Below are 14,126 nucleotides of genomic sequence, written 5' to 3'. Positions count from 1 at the left end.
ACCTTCAGGAGACCACGACATTGACGATCGGCAGCTGCCGCACCGGCGAGCCGGTCAGCTTGCGCCAGGCATTGGCCACGGCCGGGCCGACGGGGGGCACGCCCGGCTCGCCGACGCCGGTCGGCGGTTCGGTCGAGGGGATGATCGAGACCATCACCTCGGGCATCTCGTTGATGCGGATCGAGCGGTAGTCGTGGAAGTTCGACTGGACGATGCGCCCGCCGTCACCCAGCGTCACCGCGTCGAACAGGACGGCACCGAGGCCGTAGCCGACGCCGCCCTCCATCTGCGCGGTGATGACGTTCGGGTTGATCGCGACGCCGCAATCGACGGCGACCCAGACCTTGTGGACGCGCGGCAGCTTGTCCTCGCCGATCGAGGCCTCGACGATCTGCGCGACGAAGGTGCCGAAGCTCTCGACCACGGCGACACCGCGCTCGCGGCCTGCCGGCACCGGGGCGCCGCCCCAGTCGGCCATCTCCGCGACCTTCTTCAGCGTCGCGACGTGGCGCGACTTCGGGTCGAGCAGCGCCAGACGCCCCTCGACGGGATCCTTGCCGACCTTTTCCAGGAGCTCGTCGACGAAGGTCTCGACGGCAAAGCCGGTATGGGTGTGGCCGACCGAGCGCCACCACAGCGCCGGCACCGGCAGCGTGGTGTTGTGCGATTCGACCTTCAGGCTCGGAATGGCATAGGGCAGGTTGGAGGCGCCCTCGACCGAGGTGCTGTCGAGCGTCGCCTTGGCCATGATCGACTGGCCGACGATCACCTGATGCCAGCCGGTGATCTCGCCCGCCCGGCTGACGGAGGCCTTCATGCGGTGGGCGTACATCGGACGGTAGTAGCCGCCGCGGATGTCGTCTTCGCGGGTCCACATGTGCTTGACCGGACGGTTGCCGCCGGACGCCTTGAACACCTCGGCGGCCTCGCGCATGTAGGGCGAGCCGAACTGTGCACGGCGGCCGAAGCTGCCGCCGCCGAGCTGGGTGTTGACGCGGATCTTCGCCTCATCGATGCCGAGCACCTGGGAAAGCGCCTGGCGGTCCTGGCCGGGGAACTGCGCGCCGTTGTAGCAGTCGATCGAGCCATCCTCGTTCTTGACGATGACGGCGTCGAGCGGCTCCATCGGCGCATGCGCAAGGAACGGGAAGACGAGATCGGCTTCCAGCGTCTGGGCGCCCTCGGCGGTGAAAGCCTTCTCGACGTCGCCCTTGTTGGTCGCCTCGAGGCCCTTCTCGGCGAACAGCTTGGTGTAGTCGGCGGTAATCTCGCGGCTCGAGCGGGTCTCGGCCTTGGCGAGGTCCCATTCGATCACCAGCGCATCGCGGCCCTTCAGGGCGGCGAAGGTGTTCTCGCCGTAGACGGCGACGCCCTGCGGGATCTGCTTGACGTCGACGACGCCCGGCACCTTCAACGCGGCTGCGGCATCGAGGGACTTCACCGTCGCGCCAAAATGGTCGGGATGGGCGACGACGGCAACGAGCATGTTGTCGGCATGAACATCAAGCGTGAAGATGGCCTTGCCGGTCGACTTCGCTTGCGTGTCGAGCTTCGGCAGCGCCTGGCCGATCAGGATGAAGTCCTTCGGGTCCTTCAGTGTCGGCTCGGCCGGCGGTGTCTCGGTCGCGGCCTTTTCGGCGAACGCGCCGAAGCCGCTTTCCTTGCCCGAGGCGGCATGCGCGATGCGGCCCTTGGAGACCGTGATCTCGGCAGCGGGAACGCCCCACTCCTTGGCGGCAGCGGCGACCAGCATGGCGCGGGCGGTGGCGCCGGCCTTACGCAGCTGATCGTAGGAATTGAAGATCGCGGTCGAGCCGCCGGTGCCTTGCAGGCCGAAGGCGAGGTTGGCGTAGATCTTGTCGTCGGCCGGCGCGTGCACGGCGCGCATCTGGCTCCAGTCGGCGTCGAGCTCCTCGGCGACGATGGTGGCAAGGCCGGTGAACGGACCCTGGCCGAACTCGATGTGCTTGGAGAGGATCGTCACCGTGTCGTCGGCGGCGATCTTGACGAAGGCGTTGAGCTCGCGGAGCTCAGCCCCGCCGCCGGCCTCGACGCCGTTCGCGGTCATGCCGCGGGCAAAGCCCTTCGGCGCCAGAGCGAGACCAATGACAAGGCCGCTGCCGAGGAGGAAGCTGCGGCGGGTGGTGGTGTGGATGGTCATCGCTCAGCCCTCCAGCGTGCCGGCAGCATTGTGGATCGCCTGGCGGATGCGTTGATAGGTGGCACAGCGGCAGATGTTGCCGGCCATGGCGCCGTCGATATCGGCGTCCGTCGGCTTCGGCACGGTCTGCAGCAGCGAGACGGCGGACATGATCTGCCCGGACTGGCAGTAGCCGCACTGCGGCACGTCGATCGCCACCCAGGCGGCATGCACGGCCTCGGCCTCGGCACCCTCGACGCCCTCGATGGTGATCACCTCGGATCCCTCGACGGTCGAGATCGGGGTAATGCAGGAGCGGCGGGTCATGCCGTCGAGATGCACCGTGCAGGCGCCGCACTGGGCGACGCCGCAGCCGTATTTGGTGCCGGTGAGCTTCTCGGCGTCGCGGATCACCCACAGGAGCGGGGTATCGGGATCGCCGTCGAAGGTCTTTTCCTGGCCGTTCAGCGTGAAGGTGATCAAGGTGCCGCTCCCTCGGAGAGTCCCGGCGCCACGGGGTCGGGCCGCAGGCTGCCGGCGTCTAATTTGGGGCAATTCTAATCTGCGGTGGGAAAAGCGTCTACTGCCCGGCGTGGTCCCTGGGACCGAAACGTACCGTCCGGTAGTCTAAATGCCCTGCGGCGCTTACATTTCGCGGCTGAAAATAAAGTTCGGAAGGGTAAGCACCGACACGGACGCCAGCCCGCTGCAGGCTATCAGCGCCGACCGAAAAGCCGCTCGATATCGGCAAGCTTCAGCTCGATGAAGGTCGGCCGGCCGTGGTTGCAGGTGCCCGAGCCCGGCGTCGCTTCCATCTGGCGCAGGAGCGCGTTCATCTCCGCCGGCCGGAGCGTGCGCCCGGCCCGGACCGAGCCGTGGCAGGCCATGGTGGCGGCGACATGGTCGATCCGCCGCAGCAGGCTCTCGGCGCTGTCGCAATCGGCGAGCTCATCGGCAAGGTCCTGCACCATCCGGGCCGTATCGACCTGGCCGAGCATCGACGGCGTCGCGCGCACCGCGACGGCGCCCGGCCCGAAGCGTTCGAGGAACAGGCCGAAGCGCTCGAACGCCGGGGCATGCTCCGACAGGCGATCGGCGTCCTCCTCCGGCAGATCGACGATCTCCGGCAGCAGCAGATGCTGGGCGGCGAGCGGCTTCTCGTGGATCGCCGTCTTCAGCGCCTCGTAGACCAGGCGCTCGTGCGCCGCGTGCTGGTCGACGATGACGAGGCTGTCCCCGGTCTCGGCGACGATGAAGGCATCGTGCAGCTGCGCCCTTGCCGCGCCGAGCGGGTAGCCGCGGGCGAGATCGTCGCCGTCACCCTCGGTGCGGGGGACAGCGGGGCGGGCATAGGGGGCAAGGCCCTCGAAGCCGCCGGCGCGGTCGGCAAGGCTCTGCGGCGGCGGTGGCGCGCCATCACCGAGCGGGCGGAACGGCGACTGGCCGGGATCATAGGGGGCCTGCGCGCCCTGCGAGAAGCCGCCGCCCCGGTTCGCGCCGCCCCAGGCGGCTGCGGTCATTGCCGGCGCCGCGCCGCCCGGCCGGAAGCTCGACAGCATGGCATCCGCACCCTCGGTGGAGGCGCGCATGCCGGCTGCCGCCAGCGCCTGCCGGATGGCGCCGATGACGAGGCCACGGATCATGCCGGGATCGCGGAAGCGCACATCGGCCTTCGCCGGGTGGACGTTGATGTCGACGAAGGCCGGGTCGATCTCGAGGAAGAGGACGGCGATCGGGTGCCGGTCGCGCGCCATCACGTCGGCATAGGCACCGCGCAGCGCCGAGAGTAGCATCTTGTCCCGCACCGGCCGGCCATTGACGTAGACATACTGGAACTGCGCATTGCCACGGCTATAGGCGGGAATGCCGGCAAAGCCGGTGAGCCTTGCGTTCTCGCGGCCGGCCTCGATCGGCAGGCTGTTTTCAGCGAAATCCTTGCCGACGACCGCCGAGATGCGCCCGATCGGCGTCGCGGGCTCGAATACCAGCTCGCTGCGGTCGCTGCCGGCCAGCGCGAAGCGCACGGCGGGGAAGGCGATGGCGATGCGCCGAATGACATCGGTGACCGCCGCAGCCTCGGCCCGCTCGCTCTTCAGGAACTTCAGCCGGGCCGGCACGGCATGGAAGAGGTCGCGCACCTCGACGACGGTCCCGCGCGACAGCGCCGCGGGCCGGGGGCCCTCGACCTTGCCGCCGTCCACCAAGATTTCATGTGCGCCCTCCGCGCCCTCCGCGCCCTCCGCGCCGTCGCGGCGCGAGCGCAGCGACAGCCGGGCCACCGAGCCGATCGAGGGCAGTGCTTCGCCGCGAAAGCCGAGCGTCTGGATGAGATGGAGATCGTCGACGAGCTTCGACGTGCAGTGGCGGCGGACCGCCAGCGGCAGTTCGCCGACGGGAATGCCGCAGCCGTCGTCGGTGATCCGCAGCAGGCCCTTGCCGCCGGCGGCGGTGACGATCCCGATCCGCGTGGCGCCGGCGTCGAGGGCGTTCTCGACCAGTTCCTTGACGACGCTCGCCGGCCGCTCGACCACCTCGCCGGCGGCGATCTGGTCGATGACGGTCTCGGAGAGCTGGCGGATCGGCATGAAGCGGGGCCCGTAAAACAGAGTCACCCGCCCGGAGCCCGGGCGGGTGACGACGTGATAGTCCTTCGGCCGGACCGGATCAAACCGGCGAGGTCAGGTAGGACTGTGCTGGCCGATCAGGCCGGCGCGCCCTTTTCCTCGAGCATGATGAAGACCGAGCGGCCCTTCACCACGATTTCCTCGGTGTGGTCGACCTTGCGCGGCTCCAGATCCGGCCAGTCGGACTGGATGTAGAGCTGGAAGTGTGAACCGGCGCGGGGCTCCGGCAGCCGCACGTTCGCATCGTCGTGGCTACCGTTGATGTAGATGACGGCGCGTTCGCTGTCGAACTCGTCGCCTTCTTCGCGCGGCGCGTAGACGCTCATGCCGAGGAAGCGGCGCGACCCGTCGTTCCACTCGTCCGGCGAGAGCTCGTTGCCGTCCTCGCGCAGCCACTGCACGTCCGGCATGTCGCCGCCGCGCACCGTGTCGCCCGTCAGGAACGCGTCGGCGTTGAGGGCCGGATGCGCCCGGCGGAGATGCGCGAGCTTGGCGGTGAAGTCCATCAGCAGTTCGTCGGCATGCTCCCAGTCGAGCCAGGTGATCTCGTTGTCCTGGGCATAGCCATTGTTGTTGCCGCCCTGGGTGCGGCCGAACTCGTCGCCGGCGACGATCATCGGGTTGCCGCGGGAGACCATCAGCGTTGCCAGCATGGCGCGGATGTCCTTGCCGCGCGCCTGGATGATGTCGGGATTGTCGGTCAGACCCTCGACGCCGTTGTTCCAGGAGTGGTTGGCATCGTGGCCGTCGCGGTTGTCCTCGCCGTTCGCCTCGTTGTGCTTTTCCTCGTACATCGCGATGTCGGCGAGGGTGAAGCCGTCATGCGCGGCAAGGAAATTGACGCCGACCGACGGCGTGCGGCCGTCATGGTTGTAGAGGTCGGCCGAGCCGGAGAGGCGGGTCGCCAACGCGCCAAGCATGCCGTCCTCGCCTTGCCAGAACTTGCGGATGTCGTCGCGGAACTTGTCCTGCCACTCGAACCAGGGCTTCGGGAAGTTGCCGACCTGATAGCCGCCGGGACCGACATCCCAAGGCTCGGCGACGTGGATGCGGTCCTTCAGGACCTCGTCCTCGGCGACCATCTTGAAGAACGGCGCGTCATGGCTGAATCCGTCCGGCAAGCGGCCGAGCACGGTGCCGAGATCGTAGCGGAAGCCGTCGATGCCGGTGGTCTGGACCCAGGTGCGGAGAACGTCGACGAACATCTTCGCCACCGGCGGCTTGTGCGTCGCGAACGTGTTGCCGGTACCGGTATCGTTGAGGTTGAACTCCGGCTGGCCTTCGGGATGACGGTAGTAGAGGAGGTTGTCGAGGCCGCGGTAGCAGATCGTCGGGCCGACCTCGGAGCCTTCGCCCGAATGGTTGAACACCACATCGAGCAGCACGCGGATGCCGCGCTCGTGCATTGCCTCGACCGCGCGGCGCACCTCGGCCAGACCGCCCGGCGACAGCCGCGGATCGGGCGCCATGTGGGTGATCGGGTTGTAGCCCCACGCATTGGTGAGGTTGTTCAGCATCAGGTGGCCTTCGTCGATCCAGGCGGCGAGCGGCATGAACTCGACGGTGTCGACGCCGATGCGCTCGAGATGGTCGAGGAAATGCGGCTCGGCGAGCGCTGCGACGGTGCCGCGCAGTTCGCTGGAAATGTCCGGATTGCGCTGCGAGAAGGCGCGCACCGACAGCTCATAGGTGAAGCCCGGCGCCTTGAACGGCAGCGGCGAGGCATCGCGCAGCGGATCGATGACGACGGCACGCGGAATGAAGGCGGCGCTATCGAGCTCACGCTCCGGCGGGGCGGTGAGCCCCGGCTGGTAGATGAACGGACGGTCGAGCTGGATCGCATAGGGATCGACCAGAAGCTTCGAGTAGTCGAACCGATGGCCTTCCTTCGGCGCGAAGGGGCCCCTGGCGCGCAAGCCATAGCGGGCGCCGACGGCTAGGCCCGGCACGAAGCCGTAGCGAAAGCCCTCGCCGTCGAGGCCTTCGAGGGTCAGCCTATCGGTTTCCTGCGTGCCGGCCTCGTCGAAGAGGCAGACCTCGATGGCGTCCGCGTTCTCGGAGTAGACGGCGAAGTGCACGCCGTCGGCGTCGATCGTGGCACCCAGCTCAGCCGGCTTGCCACGTTCGGTCGTGATGGTGTTCGACATGGAGGTCCCGCGAGAAGGAGAGAAGATCAGGTAATCACGTCAGGCGCTGTGCGCTTGGTACGTTTGGTGATCTCGCCGATAACATCAGCGGTCTCGATGAGTTCCCGCAGCACGGTTTGCGGTGCAGCATCGAGCTTGGACGGATCCGGCTGGTAGGCCTCGATATAGACCCGCAGCGTGGCGCCCTGGGTGCCGGTGCCCGACAGGCGGTAGACGATGCGCGCCCCGCCGGAGAACAGAATCCGCACGCCCTGGCCGGTGGAGATCGAACCGTCGATCGGATCCTTGTACGAGAAATCGTCGGCTTCCGAGACCACCAGCGTGCCGAAGCGCTGGCCGGACATCGAGGCCAGGCGGTCACGCAAGGAGCCCATCAGCCCGGCGGCGGCCTTGCTGTCGATCTCCTCGTAGTCGTGCCGCTGGTAGTAGGTGCGGCCGAACTCGCGCCAGTGGCTGGAGAGGATCTCGGCGACGCTCTCCTTGCGGACGGCGAGGATGTTCAGCCAGAGCAGCACGGCCCAGAGCCCGTCCTTCTCGCGCACGTGGTCGGAGCCGGTGCCGGCGCTCTCCTCGCCGCAGATCGTCACCTTGCCGGCGTCGAGGAGGTTGCCGAAGAACTTCCAGCCGGTCGGCGTCTCGTAGAGCGGCAGACCGCGCTTGGCGGCGACGCGGTCGGCGGCCTGGCTGGTCGGCATCGAGCGCGCGATGCCGGCGATGCCCCTGGCATAGCTCGGCGCCAGGTGCGCGTTGGCGGCGAGCACCGCGAGCGAATCCGAGGGCGTCACCACGACGCCGCGGCCGACGATCAGGTTGCGGTCGCCATCGCCGTCGGAGGCCGCGCCGAAGTCCGGACCGTCCGGCGCCATCAAGAGCTCGATCAGCTCGTGCGCGTGGACGGCGTTGGGATCGGGATGGCCACCGCCGAAATCCTCCAGCGGCACGCCGTTCATCACCGTGCCCGCGGGGGCACCGAGGAGGCCCTCGATGATCGCCTTGGCGTAGGGGCCGGTGACCGCATGCATGGCGTCGAACTTGATGCGGAAGCCGCCGGCGATCAGCGCGCGGATCGCGTCGAAGTCGAACAGCGTCTGCATCAGCTTGGCGTAGTCGGCGACGGGGTCGACCACCTCGACCACCATGTCCTCGATCGTTGTCTCGCCGAGGACGGAGAGGTCCGGGGAGGGCGCGTCGGAGATCTTGTACTCGGCGATTTCCTTCGAGCGCGTGAAGGTCGCCTCGGTGATCGCCTCGGGGGCCGGGCCGCCATTGGCGATGTTGTATTTGATGCCGAAGTCGCCGTTCGGGCCGCCGGGGTTGTGGCTGGCCGAGAGGATGATGCCGCCGGCGGCCTTGCGCTGGCGGATCATGTTGGAGGCGGCGGGCGTCGAGAGAATGCCGTCCTTGCCGACGACGACGCGGCCGAAGCCGTTGGCGGCGGCCATGCGGATCGCGGTCTGCACCACCTCGCGGTTAAAGAAGCGGCCGTCGCCGCCGATCACCAGCGTCGCGCCGGGCGCGCGCTCGGCGACGTCGAAGATCGACTGGATGAAGTTCTCGGCATAGTGCTTCTGCTGGAAATGCGGGACCTTCTTGCGCAGGCCCGAGGTGCCTGGCTTCTGGTCGTCGAAGGGCCGGGTGGCGATCGTCTCGATCATGGCGTCTGCTCTTTCGTCAGGGACCGGTAGAGTTCGGCGTAACGGGCGGCGCTGGCCGTCCAGCCGACATCGGTGGCCATGCCGCGCTTTTGCATGGCTTGCCAGAGGGGGGGATCGGCGTAAAGCCGGTTGGCCTTGTGCACCGCGTCGAGCAGCGCGTCGCGGTCGACGGGCGAGAAGATCAGCCCGGTGGCGACCGCCGCCGTCATCGCCGCGAAATTGCTGTCGATCACCGTGTCGGCAAGGCCGCCGACGCGGGCGACGATCGGGATGCAGCCATAGCGGAGCGCATAAAGCTGGGTCAGGCCGCAGGGCTCGAAGCGCGAGGGGATCAGCAACGCGTCGGCACCGGCCTGGACCTTGTGCGACAGCGTCTCGCTGTAGCCGATGCGCACGCCGATGCGACCGGGATTCCGGGCATGCGCCGCGTGGAAGGCGCCCTCGATCAACCGGTCGCCGGAACCGACGATCGCCAGCCGCGCGCCGCTGGCGACGATCTCGTCGCAAAGCGCCACGAGCACGTCCATGCCCTTCTGCCAGGTGAGGCGGCTGACCACGGCATAGATCGGGCCTGCCTCGTGCGCGAAGCCGAACTCGGTCTCCAGCGCGCGCTTGTTCTGGGCGCGGGCCTTTAGGGCGCGCAGGCTGTAGGTCTTGGCGATGCTGGCGTCGGTCGCGGGGTTCCAGGTGTCGGTATCGATGCCGTTGACGATGCCGATCAGCCGGTCGCCGCGCCCCCGCAGCAGGCCGTCGAGCCCCATGCCGCCCTCGGCCGTGAGGATCTCCTCGGCATAGGTCGGGCTGACCGTGGTGACGGCGTCGGCGGCATGCAGGCCGCCCTTCAGGAAGCCGACGCTGCCGTAGTATTCGACGCCCTCCAGCGACCAGGCGGACCCGGGCAAGCCGAGCCTGGGGAAGATCTCGAGCGGGTAGCTGCCCTGAAAAGCGAGGTTGTGAACGGTGACGACGGTCTTTGGCCGCCGCCGACCCCGGCCGAAAGCGAGATAGACCGGCGCCAGGGCCGCTTGCCAGTCGTGCGCATGCAGCAAGTCCGGCGCATAGCCGTCGATTGCCCCCTCGCCGACAAGGGCGCCCGCCTTGCCGAGCGCGGCAAAGCGCGCCCAGTTGTCGGCGTGCTCGTGCCCGTCATTGCCGATGTAGGGGCCGCCGGCGCGGTCGTAGAGATGCGGCGCGTCGAGGAGCAGGAGGTCCAGCCCCTCGGCCTTCGCCGCCAGGATCCGCGCCGACCCGCCGAACAGCTCGGGGATGACGAGAACGCTCTCCGCCGGCCCGACCGCCCGCATCACGTCGGGATAGGCCGGCATCAAGGTGCGAACCCCGATGCCGAGCGCGCCGAGCGCCAGCGGCAAGGCGCCGGCGACGTCGGCGAGCCCGCCCGTCTTGATGAAGGGGAAGACCTCCGAGGCGACGGAGAGGACGTTGAGGCTCATCGGTAGTTGAGCCGGTCGATCATCGATTTGGTGACGAGGCAGATGCCGTTCTCGGTGCGGCGGAAACGCTGGGCGTCGAGCTCGGGATCCTCGCCGATGACGAGGCCGTCCGGGATCGCGACGCCGCGGTCGATCACCGCCCTCGTGATGCGCGCGCTCCGGCCGATGGTCGCGTGCGGCAGCACGACGGCATGGTCGAGGCTCGAATAGGATCGCTGACGAACGCCGGTGAACAGCAGCGAGCGCATCAGCGAACCACCGGAGATGATGCAGTCGCCGGACACCAGCGAGGAGATCGCCTGGCCACGGCGGCCATCCTCGTCATGCACGAACTTCGCCGGCGGGGTGATCTCGGAATAGGTCCAGATCGGCCAGTTGCGGTCGTAGATGTCGAGCGGCGGGACGACGTCGGTGAGATCGATGTTGGCCTGCCAGTAGGCGTCGACCGTGCCGACATCGCGCCAGTAGGCGTCGTACTCGTTCTCCGAGCGCACCACCGAGCGGTTGAACGAATGCGCCTGCGCCGTGCCGTGCTTGACGATGTGCGGGATGATGTCCTTGCCGAAGTCGCGGCTCGACTTCGGGTCGGCCGCGTCGCGGCGCAACTGGTCCATCAGGAACTTGGTGTCGAAGACGTAGATGCCCATCGAGGCAAGCGCCGTGTCCGGCCGGCCGGGAATTGCCGGCGGATCGATCGGCTTCTCGACGAAGGCGGTGATGCGGCCGGTATCGTCGACGTGCATGACGCCGAAGCCGACCGCTTCCATGCGCGGGACTTCCAGGCAGCCGACGGTGACGTCGGCGCCGCTGTCGACATGCTGCTGCAGCATGATCTCGTAGTCCATCTTGTAGACGTGGTCGCCTGCCAGGATGACGATGTACTGCGGTGCGTAGTCCTCGATGATATCGATGTTCTGGTAAACGGCGTCTGCGGTGCCGGCATACCACTGGTCCTCCGACACGCGCTGGCTGGCCGGCAGCACGTCGAAGCTCTCGTTGCGCTCGGGCCGCAGGAAGTTCCAGCCGCGCTGCAGGTGGCGGATCAGGCTGTGTGCCTTGTACTGCGTGGCAACGCCAATACGCCGGATGCCGGAATTGATGGCGTTCGACAGCGCGAAGTCGATGATGCGGGTCTTGCCGCCGAAGTACACCGCGGGCTTGGCGCGGTTGTCGGTCATTTCCATCAGCCGGCTGCCGCGGCCACCAGCGAGGACATAGGCCATCGTGTCGCGTGAGATCGGCGCATGGCGCTTGCGGTCGGTCATCGTTCATCCTCCCAGTATGCCATCGGAGGTGCGCGGCCCTCCCAGGCCGCCGCCCTTCCGGAGCGCTTGTTGTCGTCGCGTCTGTTGTCTTTGTCCGCTTGCCGGTATGGCGGCGGACAGTCGCCAGAGATAGCGCCGTGCCGCCATGCTTCTACAAGCCAAGGGCGCGCCGCAAGGGGCTTTTTCCACTATTCCTGGTCTGGCTGAAGCCTTGCCACGCCGTGCGCCGGGGATGTCCGGGCGCCGCCGCACAACCCTGGCGCGCCGGCGGAAAACCTAGGCCGTCACAGGACGGTCTAGGTTGCACCAGTGCGGCGAGTTTACGAGCGCCGGGGCTCGGTGCCCGGTCCCGCATGCCAGATGTCCTTGGCGTATTCGCGGATCGAGCGGTCCGAGGAGAACCAGGACATGCGCGCGGTGTTGCGCACCGCCTTCTCGCCCCAGGAAGCGCCGTCCTGCCAGGTCGTGTCGAGCTGGCGCTGGGTGTTCCAGTAGGCCTCGAAGTCGGCGGCGATCATCCACCAGTCGTTGTTGTAGATGTTGGAGACGAGGCTGGCGTAGCTCTCCTGTCCTTCCGGCGAGAACACACCCTTGACGATCGATTCCATCGCCCCGCGCAGCAGCCGCGAGTTCTCGATGATCGAGCGGCCGCTGTGCGCCTCGCGCCGGCGCTGGGCCACCTCGGAGGCGGTGAGGCCGAAGATGAAGATGTTCTCCGCGCCGAGGTGCTCGAGCATTTCGACGTTGGCGCCGTCGAGCGTGCCGATGGTGAGGGCCCCGTTCAGCGCGAACTTCATGTTGCCGGTGCCGGACGCCTCGAGGCCGGCGGTCGAGATCTGCTCGGACAGGTCGGCCGCCGGCATGATGATCTCGGCAAGGCTGACGTTGTAGTTCGGAATGAACACGACCTTCAGGAGGTTCTGCACCGAAGGATCGGAGTTCACGACGCGGGCGACGTCGTTGATGAGGTGGATGATCTCCTTGGCCTGCGCGTAGCTCGGCGCCGCCTTGCCGGCGAACACCTTCACCCGCGGCTGCCAGTTCATCTCGGGATGCGAGCGGATCTGGTCGTACAGCGCAATCGCCTCGATGATGTTGAGGAACTGGCGCTTGTACTCGTGGATGCGCTTGACCTGGATGTCGAACATTGCCGTCGGGTCGACCGAGATCGCCAGCCGGTCCTCGATAACCTTGGCGAGCCGCTCCTTGTTCTGCCGCTTCACCGCCATGAAGCGCTCGCGGAAGCTGGAGTCGGTGGCGAGCTTGTCGAGATCGGCGATGCGGTCGATGTCGTCGAGGAAGGCCGGGCCGATCGCATCGGTGATGAGGTTGGTCAGGCCCGGATTGCACTGCATCAGCCAGCGGCGCGGGGTGACGCCGTTGGTCTTGTTCTGGATCCGCTGCGGGTAGAGCTCGTGCAGCGAATGGAACACGGTCTCCTTCATCAGCTCGGTGTGCAGCGCCGAGACGCCGTTGATCGTGTGCGAGCCGACGAAGGCGAGCTGGCCCATGCGCACGCGGCGCCCGTTGTTTTCGTCGATCAGCGACATGGCGGTGATCTTGCCGCCGTCGAAGCCGAGCTTGCCGGCCTCGCGGATCACCTGCGCGTTGATGGCGTAGATGATCTGCATCTGCCGCGGCAGCAGCCGCTCGAAGAGGTTGATCGGCCACGTCTCCAGCGCTTCCGGCAGCAGCGTGTGGTTGGTGTAGGAGAAGGTCTTCTGGGTGATGCTCCAGGCATCGTCCCAGGCGAAGCCGTGCACGTCGATCAACAACCGCATCAGCTCGGCGACCGAGACCGCCGGATGCGTGTCGTTCAGCTGGATCGCCACCTGCTCATGCAAGTTGGAGAGGTCCGGATTGGTCCGCAGGTGCTCGCGGATGATGTCCTGCAGCGAGGCGGAGGAGAAGAAGAACTCCTGCCGCAAACGCAGCTCCTGGCCGGCCTGGTGCGAGTCGGCGGGGTAGAGGACGCGGGTGATCGCCTCGGCCTTGTTGGCCTCGCGCAGCGCGCCGATGTGGTCGCCCGAGTTGAAAGCGTCGAGCAGGATCGGGTCGAGCGACTGCGCGCTCCACAGTCTGAGCGTGTTGACGTGCTCGCCGCGCCAGCCGACGATCGGCGTGTCGTAGGCCACCGCCAGCACGCGCTCGGCCGGGCGCCAGATCTGCCGCGGCGGCTTGCCGGGCTCGTCGATCGAGGAGACCTTGCCGCCGAAGCCGATCTCGTAGGAGCTCTCGCGGCGCTCGAATTCCCACGGATTGCCGTGCGCCAGCCAGTTCTCCGGCAGCTCGACCTGCTCGCCGTCGACGACTTCCTGGCGGAAGAAGCCGTGGACGTAGCGGATGCCGTAGCCGAAGGCGGGCACGCCGGTCGAGGCCATGGATTCCATGAAGCAAGCGGCGAGGCGGCCGAGGCCGCCATTGCCGAGCGCGGCGTCGGGCTCCAGTAGCTCGATCATGTCGAGGCTGACGTCGAAGCCGGCGAGGGCTTCGGTGACGGCCTCGGTGAGGCCGAGATTGCTGATCGCGTCGCGCAGCAGGCGCCCGATCAGGAACTCCATCGAGAGATAGCAGACGCGCTTCTCGCCGCTCTCGTAGATGTGCTGGCGCGACGCCAGCCAGTGGTCGATGATCCGGTCGCGCACGGCGAGCGTCGTCGCCTCCAGCCAGTCGTGGCGGCGGGCGGAGGCGGGATATTTGCCGATCGAATAGGTCAGCTTCTCCAGGATTTCGGAGGCAAGCGTATCCCGGTCGTTCAGCCGCGGCTCGGCCTTGGCGAGGACGGTCGGCGACTCTTCGGCCTGGATGGCGTCTGCCTTAGCTTCTTCAAGTGCGGAGCTCATG

At 67.6% G+C, this 14,126-nt stretch carries 8 protein-coding genes; all 8 read right to left on the bottom strand.

Annotated elements, in window-relative coordinates; all coding sequences use genetic code 11:
• Positions 1 to 4 precede the first annotated feature (4 nt).
• The 8 genes from ACZL02_RS17420 to ACZL02_RS17385 all read right to left on the bottom strand — a co-directional run bounded on the left by ACZL02_RS17420 (position 5) and on the right by ACZL02_RS17385 (position 14,125).
• A complete protein-coding gene (locus ACZL02_RS17420; RefSeq protein ID WP_472940163.1) occupies positions 5 to 2,161 on the bottom strand; it encodes a xanthine dehydrogenase family protein molybdopterin-binding subunit in 2,157 nt (718 codons plus the stop codon).
• A 3-nt stretch (positions 2,162 to 2,164) separates the two neighbouring features.
• Entirely contained in the window at positions 2,165 to 2,623 is a 459-nt protein-coding gene (locus tag ACZL02_RS17415) for a (2Fe-2S)-binding protein (protein ID WP_472940162.1), read from the bottom strand.
• Between the two features lie 233 nt (positions 2,624 to 2,856).
• Complete coding sequence (gene mutL, locus ACZL02_RS17410; protein WP_472940161.1) at positions 2,857 to 4,725, bottom strand: DNA mismatch repair endonuclease MutL; 1,869 nt, start codon at positions 4,723 to 4,725, stop codon at positions 2,857 to 2,859.
• A gap of 116 nt (positions 4,726 to 4,841) precedes the next feature.
• Positions 4,842 to 6,911, bottom strand: coding sequence for a glycogen debranching protein GlgX (gene glgX / locus ACZL02_RS17405; RefSeq protein WP_472940160.1), 2,070 nt, complete (start codon positions 6,909 to 6,911; stop codon positions 4,842 to 4,844).
• A gap of 26 nt (positions 6,912 to 6,937) precedes the next feature.
• Positions 6,938 to 8,566 carry an alpha-D-glucose phosphate-specific phosphoglucomutase gene (locus tag ACZL02_RS17400; RefSeq protein ID WP_472940159.1) on the bottom strand — a complete coding sequence of 543 codons (1,629 nt, stop codon included), beginning with the start codon at positions 8,564 to 8,566 and terminating at the stop codon, positions 6,938 to 6,940.
• Positions 8,563 to 10,017: a glycogen synthase GlgA gene (glgA, locus tag ACZL02_RS17395; protein ID WP_472940158.1), complete on the bottom strand. Its 1,455-nt coding sequence runs from the start codon at positions 10,015 to 10,017 to the stop codon at positions 8,563 to 8,565. Before glgA ends, ACZL02_RS17400 begins: the two co-directional genes overlap by 4 nt.
• Positions 10,014 to 11,282, bottom strand: a complete 1,269-nt coding sequence (glgC, locus tag ACZL02_RS17390; RefSeq protein ID WP_472932274.1) for a glucose-1-phosphate adenylyltransferase — start codon at positions 11,280 to 11,282, stop codon at positions 10,014 to 10,016. The genes glgA and glgC overlap by 4 nt, the downstream gene beginning before the upstream one ends.
• Positions 11,283 to 11,602: 320 nt before the next feature.
• The gene (locus ACZL02_RS17385; RefSeq protein WP_472940157.1) at positions 11,603 to 14,125 is read right to left on the bottom strand and encodes a glycogen/starch/alpha-glucan phosphorylase; all 2,523 of its coding nucleotides are present in this window, start codon (positions 14,123 to 14,125) and stop codon (positions 11,603 to 11,605) included.
• Position 14,126: the final 1 nt, after the last annotated feature.

The sequence above is a fragment of the Mesocryomonas fontinalis genome, assembly GCF_055730125.2.
Note: the sequence above shows the minus strand (reverse complement) of the source record. Positions and strands in the feature narration are given on the sequence as shown.

Bases quoted from the DNA above. Each gene is read 5' to 3' on its own strand.
- ACZL02_RS17420 (WP_472940163.1), bottom strand. From the start codon at position 2,161: ATGACCATCCACACCACCACCCGCCGCAGCTTCCTCCTCGGCAGCGGC.
- mutL (WP_472940161.1), bottom strand. From the start codon at position 4,725: ATGCCGATCCGCCAGCTCTCCGAGACCGTCATCGACCAGATCGCCGCC.
- glgX (WP_472940160.1), bottom strand. From the start codon at position 6,911: ATGTCGAACACCATCACGACCGAACGTGGCAAGCCGGCTGAGCTGGGT.
- ACZL02_RS17400 (WP_472940159.1), bottom strand. From the start codon at position 8,566: ATGATCGAGACGATCGCCACCCGGCCCTTCGACGACCAGAAGCCAGGC.
- glgA (WP_472940158.1), bottom strand. From the start codon at position 10,017: ATGAGCCTCAACGTCCTCTCCGTCGCCTCGGAGGTCTTCCCCTTCATC.
- glgC (WP_472932274.1), bottom strand. From the start codon at position 11,282: ATGACCGACCGCAAGCGCCATGCGCCGATCTCACGCGACACGATGGCC.
- ACZL02_RS17385 (WP_472940157.1), bottom strand. From the start codon at position 14,125: ATGAGCTCCGCACTTGAAGAAGCTAAGGCAGACGCCATCCAGGCCGAA.